At 64.1% G+C, this 19388-nt stretch carries 20 protein-coding genes; 17 read left to right on the top strand and 3 right to left on the bottom strand.

The features are described from left to right. Positions 1–272: transposase (locus FFY45_RS20345; protein WP_176341746.1), on the bottom strand; the 272-nt coding region annotated here is incomplete at its 3' end. A gap of 27 nt (positions 273–299) precedes the next feature. Between FFY45_RS20345 and FFY45_RS20350 the strand changes: the two genes are divergently transcribed. From FFY45_RS20350 to FFY45_RS20370, 5 genes are all read left to right on the top strand, one after another. Continuing rightward, positions 300–1016, top strand: a complete 717-nt coding sequence (locus tag FFY45_RS20350) for a cytidine deaminase-like fold-containing protein (protein ID WP_176341816.1) — start codon at positions 300–302, stop codon at positions 1014–1016. Continuing rightward, the gene (locus FFY45_RS20355) at positions 1009–1452 is read left to right on the top strand and encodes a DUF6911 family protein (RefSeq protein ID WP_176341817.1); all 444 of its coding nucleotides are present in this window, start codon (positions 1009–1011) and stop codon (positions 1450–1452) included. Before FFY45_RS20350 ends, FFY45_RS20355 begins: the two co-directional genes overlap by 8 nt. A 237-nt stretch (positions 1453–1689) precedes the next feature. Next, positions 1690–2190 carry a TspO/MBR family protein gene (locus FFY45_RS20360; RefSeq protein WP_176341818.1) on the top strand — a complete coding sequence of 167 codons (501 nt, stop codon included), beginning with the start codon at positions 1690–1692 and terminating at the stop codon, positions 2188–2190. Positions 2191–2730: 540 nt separating this feature from the next. Beyond that, a complete protein-coding gene (gene thrA / locus FFY45_RS20365; protein WP_176341819.1) occupies positions 2731–5238 on the top strand; it encodes a bifunctional aspartate kinase/homoserine dehydrogenase I in 2508 nt (835 codons plus the stop codon). Between the two features lie 68 nt (positions 5239–5306). Next, positions 5307–6248, top strand: a complete 942-nt coding sequence (locus tag FFY45_RS20370) for a homoserine kinase (RefSeq protein ID WP_176341820.1) — start codon at positions 5307–5309, stop codon at positions 6246–6248. Between the two features lie 74 nt (positions 6249–6322). Here the strand turns inward: FFY45_RS20370 and FFY45_RS20375 are convergent, their stop codons facing one another. Next, positions 6323–6637, bottom strand: coding sequence for an EthD family reductase (locus tag FFY45_RS20375; protein WP_176341821.1), 315 nt, complete (start codon positions 6635–6637; stop codon positions 6323–6325). 173 nt (positions 6638–6810) lie between these two features. Between FFY45_RS20375 and thrC the strand changes: the two genes are divergently transcribed. Together thrC and FFY45_RS20385 are read left to right on the top strand one after the other, a co-directional pair. Beyond that, positions 6811–8118 carry a threonine synthase gene (gene thrC, locus FFY45_RS20380; RefSeq protein WP_176341822.1) on the top strand — a complete coding sequence of 436 codons (1308 nt, stop codon included), beginning with the start codon at positions 6811–6813 and terminating at the stop codon, positions 8116–8118. Between the two features lie 101 nt (positions 8119–8219). Next, positions 8220–8966, top strand: a complete 747-nt coding sequence (locus FFY45_RS20385) for a murein L,D-transpeptidase catalytic domain family protein (RefSeq protein ID WP_023903808.1) — start codon at positions 8220–8222, stop codon at positions 8964–8966. Positions 8967–9229: 263 nt separating this feature from the next. On the opposite strand, the gene FFY45_RS20390 is transcribed toward FFY45_RS20385, so the two are convergent. Beyond that, positions 9230–9895 (bottom strand): helix-turn-helix domain-containing protein, encoded by a 666-nt coding sequence (locus tag FFY45_RS20390; RefSeq protein WP_176341870.1) that lies wholly within the window; start codon positions 9893–9895, stop codon positions 9230–9232. 203 nt (positions 9896–10098) lie between these two features. Here FFY45_RS20390 and hisS point away from each other — a divergent pair, with 203 nt between their 5' ends. The 10 genes from hisS to hisIE all read left to right on the top strand — a co-directional run bounded on the left by hisS (position 10099) and on the right by hisIE (position 19227). Continuing rightward, positions 10099–11535, top strand: coding sequence for a histidine--tRNA ligase (gene hisS, locus FFY45_RS20395; protein WP_176341823.1), 1437 nt, complete (start codon positions 10099–10101; stop codon positions 11533–11535). Between the two features lie 221 nt (positions 11536–11756). Beyond that, positions 11757–12083, top strand: a complete 327-nt coding sequence (locus tag FFY45_RS20400; RefSeq protein ID WP_168959725.1) for a YerC/YecD family TrpR-related protein — start codon at positions 11757–11759, stop codon at positions 12081–12083. Between the two features lie 9 nt (positions 12084–12092). After that, on the top strand, positions 12093–13007 hold the full coding sequence (hisG, locus tag FFY45_RS20405; protein ID WP_176341824.1) for an ATP phosphoribosyltransferase: 915 nt from the start codon (positions 12093–12095) through the stop codon (positions 13005–13007). Then, complete coding sequence (gene hisD, locus FFY45_RS20410; protein WP_176341825.1) at positions 13004–14299, top strand: histidinol dehydrogenase; 1296 nt, start codon at positions 13004–13006, stop codon at positions 14297–14299. The genes hisG and hisD overlap by 4 nt, the downstream gene beginning before the upstream one ends. Continuing rightward, the gene (gene hisC, locus FFY45_RS20415; RefSeq protein WP_176341826.1) at positions 14296–15387 is read left to right on the top strand and encodes a histidinol-phosphate transaminase; all 1092 of its coding nucleotides are present in this window, start codon (positions 14296–14298) and stop codon (positions 15385–15387) included. Before hisD ends, hisC begins: the two co-directional genes overlap by 4 nt. Continuing rightward, positions 15384–16511, top strand: coding sequence for a bifunctional histidinol-phosphatase/imidazoleglycerol-phosphate dehydratase HisB (gene hisB / locus FFY45_RS20420; RefSeq protein WP_176341827.1), 1128 nt, complete (start codon positions 15384–15386; stop codon positions 16509–16511). Before hisC ends, hisB begins: the two co-directional genes overlap by 4 nt. Then, positions 16508–17110 carry an imidazole glycerol phosphate synthase subunit HisH gene (gene hisH / locus FFY45_RS20425; protein WP_104549468.1) on the top strand — a complete coding sequence of 201 codons (603 nt, stop codon included), beginning with the start codon at positions 16508–16510 and terminating at the stop codon, positions 17108–17110. The genes hisB and hisH overlap by 4 nt, the downstream gene beginning before the upstream one ends. After that, a complete protein-coding gene (gene hisA / locus FFY45_RS20430; RefSeq protein ID WP_176341828.1) occupies positions 17107–17841 on the top strand; it encodes a 1-(5-phosphoribosyl)-5-[(5-phosphoribosylamino)methylideneamino]imidazole-4-carboxamide isomerase in 735 nt (244 codons plus the stop codon). The genes hisH and hisA overlap by 4 nt, the downstream gene beginning before the upstream one ends. Next, entirely contained in the window at positions 17835–18611 is a 777-nt protein-coding gene (gene hisF, locus FFY45_RS20435; protein ID WP_176341829.1) for an imidazole glycerol phosphate synthase subunit HisF, read from the top strand. The genes hisA and hisF overlap by 7 nt, the downstream gene beginning before the upstream one ends. Continuing rightward, positions 18601–19227 carry a bifunctional phosphoribosyl-AMP cyclohydrolase/phosphoribosyl-ATP diphosphatase HisIE gene (gene hisIE / locus FFY45_RS20440; RefSeq protein WP_023903819.1) on the top strand — a complete coding sequence of 209 codons (627 nt, stop codon included), beginning with the start codon at positions 18601–18603 and terminating at the stop codon, positions 19225–19227. Before hisF ends, hisIE begins: the two co-directional genes overlap by 11 nt. Positions 19228–19388: the final 161 nt, after the last annotated feature.

The following is a 19388-nucleotide window of genomic DNA, read 5'->3' on the forward strand; positions in this document are numbered from 1 at the left end:
TGGGCAAAGCGCCGCAAGGTCGGAATCTCGTGCAGCGCTTCTTCCATCGCCGGATCGCTCAACGCATACCACTGCTGCAGCAAATGAATCCGCAACATCGTCGCCAGTGCGTATGGCTGCCGACCTGGGCGTCCCGACACCGGATAGTGCGGTGCGATCAGACCGAGCAAGTGCTGCCACGGAACGACCTGCTCCATCTCGGCCAGGAAGATCTCCCGTCGGGTCTGCTTGCGCTTGCCCAGGCCTTCAGCGTCGCCGAACGTCAGTTGCATGGATTACTCCTCAACATGAGGCGGGTAGTGTCACGTATCTATGGTGCGTTGTTCAGAGGTTCCTTAGACGCAATCGCAACAGAGGCAACTGGTGGTCACTCTCTCCTTTTCGGTGGAAGCGGTTCGGTCGGTCCAGTCGTCGCGCAAAAGCTCGACAATTTGCTTACGGATTCTGCCTTTACGGTGGATGAGTTGGTGCTCGCCTATAGAAGACTTATTCCGCTCAAGGCTGATGGAAAAGCAGATGCTGCGGCTGCTGCAAATATTTTAAAGGATTTGGCGAGTAGAGAAGCCCGTGATCCTTTACTTGGAAGAATACTTGAGCCCGGCCGAGAGGCTGTCACAGTGACGGCTGAAGCAAGTGTTGCGGGCAGGACAATCATAGATACGAATCAAATGGCACGTCCGGCAGCGATGGCAGATAATGCCAAGCCTACTTTGATTGCGGATTTAATTCCGCCTGGATCTCCTAATTCCAATATGAGTAATGCTCATGCGGAAATCGCCGCCATACAAAGGGCTTACGATTCAGGTTTGACGCAAGGACAGGGTATGTCGATGACAGTAAGGGGGGAAGAAATATGCTCATACTGTAGTCAGTCAACTAATCTGGCAGCTGCTGCCGAGCGATCTGGGCTGAGTTCATTGAAAATTTATGATGCTACTACCGGTAAAACATGGATTTGGAGTAGAGTGCAAAGTAAGATTGGTTTGGTTGAGCTAAAGAGGGGTGGTGGTGGATAATAAATACGAATTTATACTTTCGTTCGGAGCTCCTGGAGTGCGTTCTGTATGTACCGAAGATCCAGCATGGGATAGGGTTGTTGCGGGAATTGATTCAGTTTTTGCGGGAGGTGGGCGTGCTTCCCTAATTATTCACGGAGAAGTTGGGCCGATTCGCGCTGTAATTATGGAGGGAGTCAAGGGGATTTATCGATTGTTGCTAAGAGTCAATTCGGATGACCCGAGGTTCGAGATTTTGAAGTGGTGGGATGAGTTTGGAAGTAATTTTGAAAATGGTCCTGTTAGTTACCTCGATCAGAAATGGGATTCAAGAGGTTGGATGGTTGATACTGAAATTGCGAAAAAGTTAATGAGGGATTTTTTTGAAAACGGAAGACTGGATAATATTTTAAATTTTAAATCCCCATGGGATGTCGATTTTTCATTTAAAAATTAGTTGAAATTAAATTTTCTCTAAAAGTAATATTTTAAGCCTTTCGTGATGATACGCCCAGGGTTTCCGGAAGAACAGGGTTGGATTCACTTAATAGGCCTACCTGCCCCTGTTTCCTCACACCCATAGTGGATTGACTAAACTCGGAGCATTCATCACTCGGAACATTCATCCGCGTAGTCGCGGCTTGCACAGATGCTCTGCCAGGCTAAGGAGCACTGACAAAACTTCACGGCAGTCATGACGCAAAGTACTTCAAGAAAGTCGCAATGGTTCGGTCTCTTAGGCTGGTTGGCGCTGTGCTATGCGGTTGCTGGGCTTGGTGCGATGGCCTCCATCCAGGCGGCCAGCTTCTATGCAGAACTTGCGCGGCCGACTTGGGCGCCACCGGACTGGTTGTTCGGACCTGTGTGGACAGTGTTTTACGGAATGATGGCGGTATCGGTCTGGTTGGTGTGGCGGCGCGGCAGCTGGGCGGAGACGCGTCCGGCTCTGGGCCTGTTCGTGCTGCAGCTGACGCTCAATGGTTTGTGGAGCTGGCTGTTCTTTGCTTGGCATCTGGGGGCGTTGGCATTCGCGGACATCGTGACGCTGTGGCTGGTGCTGGCCGGAATGATTGTCGTGTTCGCGAAGCGGCAGGCGCTGGCGGCTTGGTTATTGGTGCCGTATCTGGCGTGGGTGAGTTTTGCGGCGGCGCTCAACTTTTCGGTCTGGCAACTCAATCCTCAGGTGCTCGGTTGATCGTGGTGATCTGCACGCGACGGCTCGGTAACGGCGACGATCTGTTTCTGGAAGCGAAGTGATGTCGGCAGCTTGCGATACCTCGCACAAGCGATCCAGATAACCGAGTCGCGTCTACGCATCGATCCATGGTCGAAAATTGCGCAAGGCAGTCTGTCGAGATCTCCACAAAAGTTTCCATAGCAATCAATTGCTGGTGGGCGCGTGACTTAAAGCCCTGAGTGGCAAGGTTTTCTGTCGCGTGCGCCGGCCGCGCGTGCCTGCCCATTCACGCAATGCTTGACAGGCCTCGGCCCTGTGATGTCTTTTGCATGCATGGATAACGCCTCCGCCATTGTTTCGCTTCTCTGCCAGCTACAGCAGCCGCTGAGTGCGGGCGTGGCCCGCATTACCACCACCATTACCACCGCCACCATTCGCCCGGTGCGGTCCGTCGTCTTCGCGTAATTTCCGAAAACAACGGCCCCGCACCCGGATCAGGATGCGGGGGTCTCCCTCTCTCACCTGAAGCGGACGGGGCCTCCCTAACGAGGTCTGTCGATGTCATCGCTTGCTGTTTCGCTCGAACCCGCTGCTGTTCCCGCGTCCTCTGCGCGCACCGTTGTGCACAAATTTGGCGGCACCTCGGTGGCCGATGCCGAGCGCTACCGGCATGTGGCGCAGCTGTTGCTTGCACGCGAGGAGACGGTGCAGGTCACCGTGGTGTCGGCGATGAAGGGCGTGACCGACGCGTTGATCGAATTGGCCGAACTTGCAGCGCAAGACCGCCCCGAGTGGCGCGATCGCTGGCATGAAACGCGGGCGCGCCATCGCGGTGCCGCAGTGGCGTTGCTGGGCGAACATTCCGGGCCGACGGTAGAGTGGCTGGACGAGCGCTTCGAGCATCTATCGCAAATCCTCGGCGCGCTGGCGGTGATCGGCGAGCTGCCGCGCGAGGTGCTCGACCGCGTGCAAGGCCTGGGCGAGGTGTATTCGGCACAATTGCTCGGCGATCATTTCCGCGCGCTTGGTGAGGATTGCGCGGTGCTGGATGCGCGCGATGTGCTGGTGGTCAATCGCGGCGAACTCGGCGTGGATGTGGATTGGGACGTCAGCGCGCAGCGCTTGCAGACCTGGCGCCAGGCGCATCCGCAGACGCGCGTGGTGGTCACCGGGTTTGTGGCGCGCGACCGCGCCGACCGCATCACCACGTTGGGACGCAATGGCAGCGATTATTCCGGCGCGATCTTCGCGGCCTTGTTCGATGCCGGTGAGCTGCATATCTGGACCGACGTGGATGGCGTGCTCTCGGCCGATCCGCGCGTGGTGCCAGAAGCGGTGCAGCTGGAAACCTTGAGCTACGACGAGGCCTGCGAGCTGGCGTATTTCGGCGCCAAGGTGGTGCATCCGCAGACGATGTCGCCGGCGATCGAGCGCGGGCTGCCGATCATCATCCGCAATACCTTTCAGCCCGAACATCCGGGCACGCGCATCACCGCCAGCAGCAAGGTCAGCGGGCCGATCAAAGGGCTGACATTGAGCCCGGATTTGGCGGTGCTGAATCTGGAAGGCACCGGCCTGATCGGCGTGCCAGGCACGGCCGAGCGGGTGTTTGCGGCGCTGCGCGTGGCGCAGGTGTCGGTGGTGATGATCTCGCAGGGCTCGTCGGAGCATTCGATCTGTTGCGTGGTCAAGCAGCACGAATCCGAGCGCGCGCGCAATGCCTTGTTGCAAGCGTTTGCGCATGAACTCACGGTTGGCCAGGTGCAGCGCGTGCAGCTGACTACCGGCATCAGTGTGTTGGCCGCGGTAGGCGATGGCATGGCTGGGCAGCCCGGTGTGGCGGCGCGCTTGTTCGAGTCGTTGGGGCGTGCACAGGTCAATATCCTGGCGATTGCGCAAGGCTCGTCGGAGCGCAATATCTCGGTGGCCATCGATGCGGCGCATGCGACCAAGGCCTTGCGTGCGGCGCATGCGGGCTTCTGGTTGTCGCCGCAAACCTTCTCGGTGGGCGTGATCGGGCCGGGCAATGTGGGCGCGGCGTTGCTGGATCAACTGCGCATTGCGCAGCCGCAATTGCTGGGCAAGGCCAACATCGATCTGCGCCTGCGCGCAGTGGTTTCGCGCGGCCGCATGTTGCTCGACGAGCGCGGCCTGGTCGGCAATTGGCGTGATGCGTTTGCCTCCGCAGCTACTGCCACCGATCTGGAACAGTTCACCACGCATCTGCTGTCTGCACATCTGCCGCATACGGTGATCATCGATTGCAGCGGCAGTGCTGAAGTGGCCGATCGCTATGCGCAGTGGCTGGCCGCCGGCATCCATGTGGTGACGCCGAACAAACAGGCAGGCTCCGGCCCGCTGGTGCGCTACCAGGCGATCCGCGCGGCGGCCGATGCCAGCGGTGCGCGCTTCCGTTACGAAGCCACCGTGGGCGCGGGATTGCCGGTGATCACCACGCTGCGCGATCTGGTCGATACCGGCGATGCGGTGACCTCGATCGAAGGCATCTTCTCCGGCACGCTGGCCTGGTTGTTCAACAAATACGACGGCAGCGTGCCGTTCGCCGAATTGGTGACGCAGGCGCGCGGCATGGGCTATACCGAACCGGATCCGCGCGACGATCTGTCCGGCGTGGACGTCGCGCGCAAGCTGGTGATCCTGGCGCGCGAAGCCGGGCGCGAGATCAGCCTGGAAGATGTGCAGGTCGAGAGCCTGGTGCCCGAAGCGCTGCGGCAGGCCAGCGTGGACGATTTCATGGCGCGCCTGCATGAAGTGGATGCGACCTTCGCACAGCGTCTGGCCGATGCGCGTGCACGCGGCAATGTGTTGCGTTACGTCGCGCAGCTGCCGCCGGATCGTGCGCCCAGCGTGGGTTTGGTCGAGCTGCCGGCCGATCACGCGTTCGCCAATCTGCGTTTGACCGACAACGTGGTGCAATTCACCACGCGCCGTTATTGCGAGAACCCGCTGGTGGTGCAGGGGCCAGGCGCGGGGCCGGAAGTCACTGCGGCAGGTGTGTTTGCCGATCTGCTGCGGGTGGCAGCAGGCGAGGGGGCGCGGTTGTGAATCAGGCGGTTGCAAACCAGGCGGCTTTAAATCAAACGGCGCTAAACCAGACAACCGAAGCGAATCACGTGGCGACCGCAACGCAGGGCCTGCACGAAACACGCGCCTTCGCACCGGCTTCGGTGGCGAATGTGGCAGTAGGATTCGATCTGCTCGGTTATCCCATCGACGGCGTCGGCGACACCGTCACGGTGCGGCGCATCGATGCGCCACTGGTGCGTATCGCTGCCATCCGCGGCACCACCGCGGCCTTGCCGCTGGATGCCGAACGCAACACGGCGGGCGCGGCGTTGATCTCATTGCGTGCGGCATTGGCGCTGCCGTTCGGCTTCGAGATAGAGATCGACAAAGGCATCGCCTTGAGTTCGGGCATGGGCGGCTCGGCGGCCTCGTGCGTGGCGGCATTGGTTGCTGCCAATGCGCTGCTGGATGCGCCGCTGGGCAACGAGCAGCTCTACCAGTACGCACTCGATGGCGAGGCGGTGGCCAGTGGTAGCCGCCATGGCGACAACCTGGGGCCGCTGTTTCTAGGCGGCCTGGTGTTGTGCACGCTGGAGCGTCTGGTGCCGATCAGCGTGCCGGCGGCGTGGCATAGCCTGCTGGTGCATCCGGATGCGGTGCTGGAAACGCGGCGCGCGCGCGAAGCCCTGGCCGGCGACTACCAATTGCGCGAGTTCGTCGCGCAGAGCACCAACCTGGCGTTGGTGCTGGCTGGCTGCCATGCCGGCGATGCGGGCCTGGTGCGCGCAGGCTTGCGCGATGTGTTGATCGAGCCACGCCGCGCGCCGTTGATCGCCGGGTTCGCGGCTGCCAAGCAAGCTGCGCTGGATCATGATGCACTGGGTGCCAGTATCTCCGGCGCCGGCCCCAGTGTGTTCGCCTGGTTCGAATCGCGCGCGGCCGCCGACGCTGCGGCCGCGTCAGTGAAGGCCGCATTCGCAGGCGCCGGCCTGGATAGCCAGCACTGGGTGTCTCCGATCGCCAGCCCGGCCGCGCGGTTGCTGGCATGAGCCATCGCGCGGATGTCGTCATTGATCGATCGCCCACGCACGGCAGGCAGGCCTTGCAGCGCGCAACGCAACGTTTAACCGACCACGACCTCGCTGATCTGCATCACCGGCGCAAGATCGGTGTAGTTGGGAATGTCGCCCAGGATTTCCTCGGCATGCGGCCCGAAACTGGCGCCGAAGGCCTCCACCGATTCGCAGAAGATGTGGCACATGCCGATGTAGGGCGGGGTGCTGCCCGGCTCACCGCCACTGATGCCTTTATCCACCGTGTAACTGAGGCAGGCCGCGCCCATCCGTGCGCTCACCAGCGGCATGTGGGTGTCGCGGTAGTAAGCGTGGTCGAAGCGGGCGCCGTCGCGGTACGGGTACATCACGCTGACCTTGATCATCTGCCTGCTCCACGGAAAGGTGCCCGCAGCATAGCGCCGTGGCGCCGGCGGTGGATGACCATCTGGCCGGATGCGGCCAGGGCACCGACATCGGCCCAATCGCCCATCCCGGTATCCGCGTTCTCGGGTAATGCCGCGTTGCCCACCTCGTTCTCGCTTTGTCTGGAGTCACCATGAACTTCATCTCCACCCGCGGCGGCGCGCCTGCCGCAAGCCTGAGTCAGGCGATTGCCGCCGGCCTGGCGCCCGATGGCGGCCTGTACGTGCCGCAGATCCTGCCGCCGACACGCACGCTCGCTGCCGGCGCCACTCTGGCCGATACCGCCGCAACGTTGCTGCAGCCTTTCTTCGAAGGCGATGCGCTGGCAACAGAGCTACCGGCCATCTGCGCCGAAGCGTTCGACTTCCAGGCACCACTGGTGCCGCTGGCTACGCCCGGCGATTACGCGCTGGAGCTGTTCCATGGGCCGACCGCCGCGTTCAAGGATTTCGGCGCGCGCTTTCTTGCCGCCTGCCTGACCCGCCTGCGTCGCGCCGAAGACCGCCCGCTCACCATTCTGGTCGCCACCTCCGGCGATACCGGCGCTGCCGTGGCCGCGGCATTCCATCGCCAGCCGGGCTTGCGTGTGGTGGTGCTGTATCCGGATGGCCGCGTGTCGCCGCGCCAGGCGCATCAGCTGGGCTGCTTCGGCGACAACATCCAGGCCTTGCGCGTGGCCGGCTCGTTCGACGACTGCCAGGCGATGGTCAAGCAGGCCTTGAGCGATGCCGCGCTGCAGGCACAGGTGCCGCTGAGTTCGGCCAACAGCATCAGCCTGGGGCGCTTGCTGCCGCAGATGAGCTACTACGCGCATGCCGCTCTGCAACACCATGCCGGCTCGGGCGCGGCGCTGAATCTGGTGGTGCCCACCGGCAATCTGGGCAACGGGCTGGCGGCGATCCTGGCGCGCGCGCTCGGTGTGCCGTTGGGCCGTATCGCGCTGGCGTCCAATGCCAATCACGTGTTGCCGGATTATTTTGCCGGCGACGATTACGCGCCGCAGCCCAGCGTGGCGACGCTGGCCAATGCGATGGACGTGGGTGCGCCGAGCAATTTCGAACGCCTGCGTTGGCTCTACCAAGGCGACGATGCCGCGTTGCGCGAGGCATTCCGTGCGTTGTCGGTGGACGATGCGGCGATCCGCCACACCGTGCAGCAGCGCTTTGCGCGCTACGGCGAAGTGCACTGCCCGCACACCGCCACCGCCGTGCACGTGCTCGAACAACTGCGCGCAGAAGGGGCCGAGGGCGGAACCGGCGATTGGGCGGTGGCGGCCACCGCGCATCCTGCCAAGTTCGAGGGCGTGGTGGAGCCGCTGATCGGCCGCGCTGTCGAGGTTCCACCGGCGCTGGCCGCGCTGTTGCAACGTCCGGCACATGCCGAAGCACTTGCGCCGGACTACGCCGCCTTCCGGCAGCGCCTGCTTGCGGATGCGGCCTGACCCAACGCGTTCAGGCGCCAGGGGTTGGAAAGTTCCGCACATGGGGCTATCTCTATCGGGTGCGGCCCCGGCGTGGCGCCGCGTCCGCTGTGGGTTGTTGCATGTCTTATCGAGTGATCGCCGCTGCCATCGCCTTATGCGGTTGGGCAGCGGCTGGAACGGCCAGTGCGGCCGATGCCATTTCCGCCGCCCCATTGGCATCGTTGGGGACACCCAGCATGGGGTTGGTGGATGCCCTGGCACGCCAGGCGCCGTCGCTGGACCGCCAGGTGCTGGCCTTGGCTGCCGAGGCGCTGCAATGCGCCCGGCAGCGCCAGCAGGTGGGTGCCGAGCGCGTGCTCAGCGTCATCGATTACAGCCGGCCATCGACCGAGCGCCGGCTATGGGTATTCGATCTTGAGCGGCAGCGGCTGCTGTTCCAGGAATGGGTGGCGCACGGGCGCAACACCGGCAACAACCTGGCGGCGAAGTTTTCCAACGACGACGGCAGTTTCCAGTCCAGCCTGGGCGCGTTCACCGCGCAGGAGTCGTATACCGGCCACAACGGCTATTCGTTACGGCTGAAGGGCCTGGAGCCCGGGTTCAACGACCATGCGCGCGACCGGGCGATCGTGATCCACGGCGCGCCCTACGTCAGCGAGGCGGTGATCCGCTCCCAGGGCCGGCTCGGCCGTAGCCTGGGCTGCCCGGCGGTACGTCCGGCGGTGGCCAGGCAATTGATCGATACCTTGCGTGAAGGCGCCTTCGTGTTCGCCTACTACCCGGACCGTGCCTGGCTACGCCAATCGCGGTTGCTGAGTGGCGGATGTGGCGCATCGGTGGCGAGTGCGAATGTGGGCGGGCGTTGAGGAGTTGCGTGCAGGTCGCTAGGCGTGGGTTGTCTCGCGATCGGCTTGAAGCGCCAACATCTCCGTCGAATCCCTAAGTGGGCCACTTGCGATATCCGCAACTCGGGCCGCCTGCTACACGTTGCGGCTGGTTCTCAGCCAAGTGAGTGCGGGCTGGCATATAGCACCCATGGCATTGCTGTATTGGCTTCCGCAGCTACTGCGTCCAATGGGCAAACTTGCAGTGGCGTGTCAGTCAGTTTCAGCCAATCAACCGCCACACCTCAAACCGTATCGCCGGCCAGGCTGCGCAGCGCCGCGTAATCCAGGATCTGCACCAGATGCAGTTGCGGCAGCGCAATCAGTTGCTGTTGCCTGAGCTTGGTAAAGGTGCGGCTCACCGTCTCCACGGTCAGCCCGAGATGGTCGGCGATATCGCTGCGGCTCATCGGCAGCGCCACGGTGTCGCCGCTGGCGCCGGGCTGGGTGGAGCGCGCAGCCAACCGCAGCAGGAAATGCGCCAGCCGTTCGCTGGGTTGCAGGCGCGCGAGCAGCAGGCCGGTGTCCTGCGCGGCGGCCAGTTCCATGCTGGCGCGCTGCAGCAGCTTGCGTTCCAACTGTGGGTAGCGGTCGCGCAACTGGCGCATCTGTGTGATCGGCGTGCGGCAGACCCGGCTGTCGATGATGGCTTCGATATCGTGGCGGTGCTGCGGCGTTTCGGTCAGCCCAACGTAGTCGCCGGGCAACACGAACCCGGTGATCTGGCGGCGCCCGTCGGCCAACGTGCGCACCAGCCGCAGCGCGCCGGAGGTGACGGTGTAGACGTGATGGCGGCTCTCGCCCGCGCGCACCAGGGTGCTGCCGGGCGCATAGGTCTGGGCGTGGGTGGCCTGATCCAGTGCGTCCATTTCCTGTGGCGACAGCGCCGCGCAGATGGCCCGGCCGCGCACCGCGCACTGCGCGCATTCGGAATGGCGCGCGTCGCTGCCCGATACGGCGCTTGGCACCGCACAGTTCGTGCTGGGATCTGAAAGCTGCCGGTACATGGGCCACGCATTGCCAAGAGGCGCTGCAATGATACGCCATGCGGTCAGCGCGGCCGCCAGCCGGTAGAATTGCGCGTTCGCCACATTGCCCTGCAGGAGTTTCGCTCGTGATCAAGCCCCGTACGCCGCCCGGCATCATGGAATTGCTGCCGCGCGAGCAGATCGCGTTCCAGCGCATGCTGGACGTCATCCGCCGCAATTACGAGCGGTTCGGGTTCCTGCCGGTCGAAACCCCGGTGTTCGAGCTCTCCGACGTGCTGTTGACCAAATCCGGCGGCGAGACCGAGCGCCAGGTGTACTTCGTGCAGTCCACCGGCGCGCTGGCCAATGCGGCGGCCGCCGCCGACGAGGGCGCCGAGAGCGGCGGCCTGCCGGAGCTGGCGCTGCGCTTCGACCTCACCGTGCCGCTGGCGCGCTATGTGGCCGAGCACGAACACGAGTTGAGCTTCCCGTTCCGCCGTTATCAGATGCAGCGCGTGTACCGCGGCGAGCGTGCCCAGCGCGGGCGTTTCCGCGAGTTCTACCAGTGCGACATCGACGTGATCGGCAAGGATGCGCTGAGCATCCGTTACGACGCCGAGGTGCTGGCGGTGATCCACGCGGTGTTCGCCGAGCTGGGCATTGGCGAGTTCAAGGTGCAGTTGAATAATCGCAAGCTGCTGCGCGGTTTCTTCGAAAGCCTGGGCGTGGCCGAGGGCGAGCTGCAGCTGGCGGTGCTGCGCGAGGTCGACAAGATCGACAAGCGCGGCGCCGATTACGTGCGCGATACGCTGGTGGGCGAGGGCTTCGGCATTGCGGCAGAACAGGTCGACAAGATCCTGGCCTTCGTGGCGGTGCGCTCGAACGGGCATGCCGATGCGCTGGCGCAGTTGCAGGCGCTGGAGGCTTCGGTCGGTGCGAGCGCGACGCTGGGCGAGGGCATTGCCGAACTGCGCGAGGTCCTTGAATTGGTCAAGGCGCTGGGCGTGCCCGAGAGCGCGTACTGCCTGAACTTCTCGATCGCACGTGGGCTGGATTACTACACCGGCACCGTCTACGAGACCACGCTGACCGACCACCCGCAGATCGGCTCGATCTGCTCGGGCGGCCGTTACGAGAGCCTGGCCAGCCACTACACCAAGTCCAAGCTGCCGGGCGTCGGCATTTCGATCGGTTTGACCCGGCTGTTCTGGCAGCTGCGCGAGGCCGGTCTGATCCAGGGCATCGCCGAAAGCAGCGTGCACGCGATGGTGGCGTTGATGGACGAATCGCGCCTGGGCGACGCGCTGGATATCGCGCGCCGGCTACGTATCGGCGGCATCAACACCGAAGTGCAAATGGAGCCGAAGAAGATCGGCAAGCAGTTCCAGTACGCCGCGCGTGCAGGCATCCGCTTCGTGGTGCTGGCCGGCGACGACGAACTGGCGCGCGGCGTGGTGGCGGTCAAGGACTTGGTGCGCGAGCAGCAGTTCGACGTCGCCCGCGACGAGCTGGCCAGCACGTTGCTGGTGGAGCTGGAGCAGGCCAAGGCGATGCTGGTGGCTGGTGGCATCAAGGCCGATTGAGTCGCTGGCCGGCCAGCTAGGGAATGCAGCCAGGTTGGTACAGCGTAGGCGGCGCCCCCGGTACCGATGCGGAAACAAACCCACTGACACCTCGCTGTCGGTGGGTTTTTCGTTTCTGATCCGCAGCAGGGTCCGCTACTTCGCTGAACGCTTCGGACTGCAGCGCTTGTCCTACGGACCCTGATTGCGTTAATGTACTAACACGCTATTACATTAACGCAATGAAACAACGACCCGCTCCCCGCGAAAGTGCCGATGTCGCTGCCTCCCTCAAGATGCTGGCCGATGCCCTGGCGTGCCTGAAGGAGCCTGGCGCGGTCGAGGCCTTTCTGCGCGATCTGTGCACGCCTGCCGAGCTGGAGGCCATGTCCGACCGCTGGCGGGTGGTGCCGTTGTTGATCAAGGGCGTGCCGTATCGCGAGATCCACGAGCTGACCCAGGTCAGCGTGACCACCATCGGGCGCGTTGCACGCACCCTGGAACACGGTGCCGGCGGCTATGCCACGGCCCTGCGCGAGCAATCGGCGCGCCCTGACGAATCCCACTGAGAGAACAAGATGAGTGCTTCCACGGCAGCACCGGCACGTGACCGGTTGCGTATCGCCATCCAGAAGAGCGGCCGTCTGGCCGAACCGGCGCGCAGCCTGCTGGCCGCCTGCGGGCTGAGCTGGCGGCAGAGCCGCGACAAATTGTTCTGCTACGGCGAATCGCTGCCGGTGGACCTGCTGCTGGTGCGCGACGACGACATCCCAGGCCTGATCGCTGATGGCGTCTGCGACCTGGGCATCGTCGGCCAGAACGAGCTGGAAGAGCAGGCCGCCGAGCGCCGCCGCAACGGCTTGCCTGCTGCGTATCACGCGGTGCGCGGGGTCGGCTTCGGTCAGTGCCGATTGATGCTCGCGGTGCCGGAGGAGTGGGACTGGCAGGGTGTGGCGCAACTGGCCGGTAAGCGCATCGCCACCAGCTACCCGGCGATCCTGGCCGATTGGCTGGAGCGCCAGGGCATCGACGCGTCGGTGGTAGAGCTCTCCGGCTCGGTGGAAATCGCACCGCGCCTGGGCACCGCCGATCTGATCTGCGATCTGGTTTCCAGCGGCGCCACCCTGGCCGCCAACCAGCTCAAGCCGGTCGAACTGGTGATGGAAAGCGAAGCAGTGCTGGCCGGCGCCGTGCGCGAACCGGCCGATGCACGTGCCGCCTTGTTGGCGATGCTGCTGCGGCGCATGGACGGCGTGCTCAAGCTGCGCGACAGCAAGCTACTGATGTTCCGCGCCGAACAGGACAACGTGGATGCGTTGCGCCGCCTGCTGCCCGACGCCGACCCACTGGTGCAGTTGCCAGACGATGGAAACGGCGTGCTGCGGTTGCAGACCATGTGTCATGGCGCGGTGACCTGGCAGCGCTTGGAAGAACTCGAACGCGCCGGTGCGCAAGGTCTGATGGTGTTGACGGTGGAGCGCTCGCTGGCATGAACATTCTCGATTGGTCCCAACTCGATGCCGCTGCACGCAGCCAGGCATTGACCCGCCCGGCGCAGACCGTGGCCACGCAGACACGCGATGCGGTGGCTGCATTGATTACCGATGTGCGCGCACGCGGCGATGTCGCATTGCGCGACATCACTGCGCGCTTCGATGGCGTGTCGCTGGAGAGCTTCGCCGTGAGCGAGGCCGAATTCGCCGCAGCCGAAGCGGCGGTGGCCCCGGAGCTGCGTCAGGCCATGCAGGACGCGGTGGCGCGGATCGACACCTTTCACCGCGCCGGCATGAGCGCAGGCTATGCGGTGGAAACCGCGCCGGGCGTGGTGTGCGAAAAGATCGTGCGGCCGATCGGCCGGGTCGGCCTATACGTGCCGGCCGGCAGTGCGCCGTTGCCATCGACCGCATTGATGCTCGGCGTGCCGGCGCGCCTGGCCGGTTGCCGTGAGGTGGTGTTGTGCACGCCGCCGCGTAAGGACGGCAGCGTGGATCCGGCAGTGTTGGTGGCCGCGCAGCTCACCGGCGTGCGCCGCGTGTTCAAGCTCGGTGGTGCGCAGGCAATTGCGGCAATGGCCTATGGCACCGAATCGGTGCCAAGTTGCGACAAGTTGTTCGGGCCGGGCAACAGCTTCGTTACCGAAGCCAAGCAGCAGGTGGCGCAGTCCGGTGCGGCGGCGATCGACATGCCTGCAGGCCCGTCGGAAGTGCTGGTGATCGCCGATGCCGGTGCGCAGCCGGCCTTTGTCGCCGCCGATCTGCTCTCGCAGGCCGAACATGGCCCGGATTCGCAAGTGTTGCTGCTGTCCGACAGCGATGCGTTGATTGCAGCCGTAGAGGCGCAGTTGGACGTTCAGCTGGCGCAACTTTCGCGCGCAGAGATCGCGCGCCAGGCTCTGGCGCAATCGCGCCTGATCAAGGTGACCACGCTGGACGAGGCGTTTACGATCAGCAATCGCTATGCGCCGGAACACCTGATTCTTGCACTGCGCGAACCGCGTACCTGGCTGAGCCAGGTCGAAGCGGCCGGCTCGGTGTTTTTAGGCGATTACACGCCCGAAGCGCTGGGCGATTACTGCAGCGGCACCAACCACGTATTGCCGACCAGCGGCGCGGCACGCGCCTATAGCGGCGTGAGCGTGGCCAGCTTCCAGAACATGGTCAGCGTGCAGGCCGCCAGCAAGGCAGGCATCGACGGCATCGGCGAATGCGCATTGATTCTCGCGCGTGCCGAAGGCCTGGATGCGCACGCCAATGCGGTGGCGTTGCGGATGGGAGTGGCAGCATGAGGACCACATCGATTCTGGATCTTGTGCGTGAGGACCTGCGCGCCTTTGCCGGCTACTCGTCGGCACGCACCAGCGCCTTGCAGGGCGATGTGTGGCTTAACGCCAACGAGTCGGCGTGGGGAAATCCGGCCGACCCGGGCGCCAGCACGCGGCGCTATCCGGATCCGCAACCCAAGGGGCTGCGCAGCGCGCTGGCGACGCTGTACGGCTGCGCGCCCGAGCAACTGTTGATCGGCCGCGGCAGCGACGAGGCGATCGATCTGCTGGTGCGCGGACTGTGCGTGCCCGAGCGCGATGCGGTGGTGGTGACCCCGCCGGTGTTCGGCATGTACGCGGTGTGTGCGCGCTTGCAGAACGCGCCGTTGGTCGAAGTGCCGCTGGTGGACGGGCCTGAGGGTTTCCACGCGGACATCCCGGTGATTGTCGAAGCAGCGTTGGCCGCGCGTGCCAAGTTGGTGTTCCTGTGTTCGCCGTCCAACCCGGCCGGCTCGGCGATTGCGTTGGACGAGATCGAAACCGCCTTGCAGGCATTGCAGGGCAAAGCGCTGGTGGTGGTCGACGAAGCCTATGGAGAATTCTCCGATGTGCCATCGGCAGTGAGTCTGCTTGCGCGGTACGACAATCTGGCGGTGTTGCGCACGTTGTCCAAGGCGCATGCGCTGGCGGCTGCACGCATCGGCAGCCTGATCGCCAACGCCGAATTGATCGCCTTGCTGCGGCGCTGCCAGGCGCCGTACCCGGTGCCGACCCCGTGCGCGGCGATGGCCGAGCAGGCCTTGTCCGCGCCGGCGCTGGAAGTCACCCGTCGGCGCATTGCGGAGGTGCGCAGCGAGCGCACACGCGTGCACAAGGCGCTTGAACAACTGACCGGTGTGCGTCAGGTGTATCCCTCGCAAGGTAACTTTTTACTGGTGCGTTTCGACGACGCCGAAGCGGCATTTCAGGCGCTGCTGGAGGCCGGTGTGGTGGTGCGCGATCAACGCGCGGTGCCGCAGCTGTTCGATGCACTGCGCATCACCCTGGGCACGCACGAGCAGAACGAGCGCGTGCTGAGCGCGCTTCAACGCAAGCAGGAGGCCGCAGCATGACCCCGATTCTTTTCGTCGACCGCGATGGCACGCTGATCACCGAGCCGGCCGATTACCAGATCGACGCCTACGAAAAACTGCGCTTCGTCGACAACGTGATTCCGGCGATGCTCAAGTTGCGCGATGCCGGCTATCAGTTCGTGATCGTCAGCAATCAGGACGGCCTGGGCAGCGAAAGCTATCCGCGCGCGTCGTTCGATGGCCCCAACAACCTGATGCTGCAGATCTTCGCCAGCCAGGGCATCGTGTTCCGCGAAGTGTTGATCGACTGCAGCTGGCCGGCCGACAACGCGCCCACGCGCAAACCCGGCGTCGGCCTGATGGTGCCGTATCTGCAGGATCGCAATATCGATTGGGCACGCTCGGCGATGGTGGGCGACCGCATCACCGACATCCAGTTCGCGCAGAACCTCAATATCCGCGGTTTCCAGCTGCGCACCGACGAGTTCGGTGGCGAGTGGGACTGGCCTGGCATCGCACACGAGCTGGCCGATGCGCCACGCCGCGCGCTAGTCCAGCGCAATACCAAGGAAACCAGGATCCGCGTCGAGCTGGATCTGGATCGCGTGGCCGAGCCGAAGACCGCCACCGGCCTGCCGTTCTTCGATCACATGCTGGAACAGATCGGCAAACACGGCGGCTTTGCGCTCGACATCCGCGCCGAAGGCGATCTGCATATCGATGAGCACCACACCATCGAGGACACCGGTCTGGCACTAGGCCAGGCCTTGCGCGAAGCGCTGGGCGACAAGCGCGGCATTGGCCGTTACGGTTTTGATCCGGAAAGCAGCCCGTGGCGCGTTGCCGGCGACACCGCGCAGCACGGCTTCACGTTGCCGATGGACGAAACCATCGCCAGTGCCGCGCTGGATTTCAGCGGCCGGCCGTACTTCGTGTTCGAAGGCGATTTCAAGCGCGAGCGCGTGGGCGATATGCCCACCGAACTGGTGCCGCATTTTTTCCGTTCGATCTGCGATGCGTCCGGTCTGAATCTGCACCTGAGCGTGCGCGGCGAGAACGATCACCACAAGGTCGAAGCCTGCTTCAAGGCGCTGGCGCGTGCGCTGCGTCAGGCGATCCGTCGCGAAGGCACGGCGCTGCCGTCGACCAAGGGTGCGCTATGACCGACCTTGCGCTGATCGATGCCGGCGGCGCCAATCTCGGCTCGGTGCGCTATGCGTTGGAGCGGCTGGGCGTGGAAGCGCGCGTGGTACGTGATGCCGAAGGGCTGCAGGGCGCGCAGCGCGTCATCCTGCCCGGCGTCGGCGCCGCACCCGAGGCGATGTCGCGCTTGCGCGCGCAGGGCTTGATCGAACCTTTGCGACAACTGCAGGTGCCGCTGATCGGCATCTGCTTGGGGATGCAATTGCTGTTTGAACATTCCGAAGAAGGCGATGTCGATTGCCTCGGGCTGTTGCCGGGCATCGTGCGGCACATGACGCCTGCGCTCGGCATTCGCGTGCCGCATATGGGCTGGAATCAGCTGGTGCCGATACGCGAATCCGCGTTGCTGGCCGGTCTGCCGGAGCGTGCAAGCGCCTATTTCGTGCACGGTTATGCCGCGCCGGTGACGGCCGATACCGTGGCCGCCTGCGATCACGGTGGCTTGTTTACCGCGGTGGTGCAGCAAGGCCTGCGCTGCGGCGCGCAGTTCCATCCCGAGCGTTCGGCCGAAACCGGTGCACGCATCCTGCGCAATTTCCTTGAGATGAGCTTCCCATGAGTTTCACCGTTTACCCGGCGCTGGATATCCGCAACGGCCGCGTGGTGCGTTTGCTGCAAGGCGATTACGCGCGCGAAACCCAGTACGGCGACGATGTACTGCCACGCGCGCAGGCGTTTGCCGATGCCGGCGCGCAGTGGATGCATCTGGTCGATCTGGATGCGGCAAAGGCGGGCGGCTACACCTTGGCCGCGACACTCGGCGAGATCGTGCGCCAGACTGGCCTGCACGTGCAGACCGGCGGCGGTGTGCGTTCACGCGAGGATGTGGCGCGCATCCTCAATGCCGGCGCCGCACGCGTAGTGATTGGCTCATTGGCGGTGCGCGAGGCCGACACCGTCATCGACTGGCTGCAGGAATTCGGTGCCGACCGGCTGACCATCGCGCTGGACACGCGGCAGGACGCCCACGGCGTCTGGCAATTGCCAGTGCATGGCTGGACCGAAGCGGCCGAGGCCACGCTGGACCAACTGGCCGTACGTTACGCGCAGGCCGGTCTGCAACATCTGCTATGCACCGACATTGCCCGCGACGGCATGCTGTCCGGCCCCAACATGGACTTGTACGCACACCTGCGAACGCTGGCGCCGCAACTGCAGGTGCAGGTCTCCGGCGGTGCGCGCAATCTGGCCGATGTGGCTGCCGCCAAGGCCGCAGGCTGCGCCGGCATCGTGCTCGGCAAGGCCTTGCTGGAAGGGCATCTGGCGTTGAAGGAGGCACTGGCATGCTGAGTCGCCGCATCATTCCTTGCCTGGACGTGCGCGACGGGCGCGTGGTCAAGGGCGTCAAGTTCCGCGACCACATCGACATGGGCGACATCGTCGAACTGGCGCTGCGGTATCGCGCGCAAGGTGCCGACGAACTGGTGTTCTACGACATCGGCGCCAGCCCGGAAGGACGCTCGGTCGATTACACCTGGGTCGAGCGGGTCGCGCGGCTGATCGATATTCCGTTCTGCGTGGCCGGTGGCATCCGCGATGTGGAAACGGCACGTGCGGTACTGCATGCCGGCGCCGACAAGATTTCGATCAACTCGCCCGCACTTGGCCGCCCACAACTGATTTCCGAACTGGCCGATGCCTTCGGCGTGCAATGCGTGGTGGTCGGTGTCGATTCGATCCGCGAGGACGATGGGCAGTGGCGCGTGCGTCGCTATACCGGCGATCCGAGCAAGACGCAGGCCTTGCCGATGCGCACGCTGGATTGGGTGGCCGAAGCGCAGCGTCTGGGTGCCGGCGAGATCGTGCTCAACTGCATGGACAACGATGGCGTGCGGCGTGGCTATGACATCGCGCAATTGCGTCAGGTGCGTGCGCTGTGCCACGTGCCGTTGATCGCCTCAGGCGGTGCCGGTGAGATGCAGCATTTTGCCGATGTATTCAACCAGGCCGATGTCGATGGCGCCCTGGCGGCGAGCGTGTTTCATAGCGGCGCGATTCCGATTCCGGAACTCAAGCAATTCCTGCGCGCGCAACAGATCGAGGTACGTGATGGGCAGTAACGACAACGAGACGGCAGCGGGCGACGCGCTCGCCACGCTGGACTGGAGCAAGGGCGACGGCTTGCTGCCGGTGGTCGTGCAGGACGCCGACAACCTGCGCGTGCTGATGCTGGGCTACATGAATGCCGAAGCGCTGGCGGTCACCCAGCAACGTGGCGAAGTCACCTTCTTCAGCCGCAGCAAGCAGCGTTTGTGGACCAAGGGCGAGAGCTCGGGCAATGTCTTGCGCGTGGTGTCGATCGAGACTGATTGCGATGCCGATACGCTGCTGGTGCAGGCGCGGCCGCATGGGCCAACCTGCCATCTCGGCCGCACCAGCTGTTTCCCGAATGCGCCAGGCCAGTTCCTCGGCAGTCTGGATGCCTTGATCGCCGCGCGCGAACACGAGCGCCCGCACGGCAGCTACACCACCAAACTGTTCGAGCAGGGCATCCGACGCATCGCGCAGAAGGTGGGCGAAGAGGGCGTGGAAACCGCACTGGCCGGCGTGGTGCAGGGCGATGCCGAGTTGCTCGGCGAATCGGCCGATCTGCTGTATCACCTGATCGTGCTGCTGCGCGCGCGCGGCCTGGGCCTGGGTGATGCGGTGGCGCTGCTGGAGTCGCGGCACAAGTAATGTGGCGTTGTAGGAGCGCCCTTGGGCGCGATGAGGCATTATCGATAACGCCCATCGCGCCCAAGGGCGCTCCTACGAGGATGTGTCGTATGTCTTTCGGCCTTTAAAACCGCGCTGTGCGCCTGGCCACCACAGGTACAATTTCCGCTGATCTTTTCGCG

The sequence above is a fragment of the Xanthomonas hortorum genome, assembly GCF_011305375.1.
Lineage (GTDB): Bacteria > Pseudomonadota > Gammaproteobacteria > Xanthomonadales > Xanthomonadaceae > Xanthomonas > Xanthomonas hortorum_E.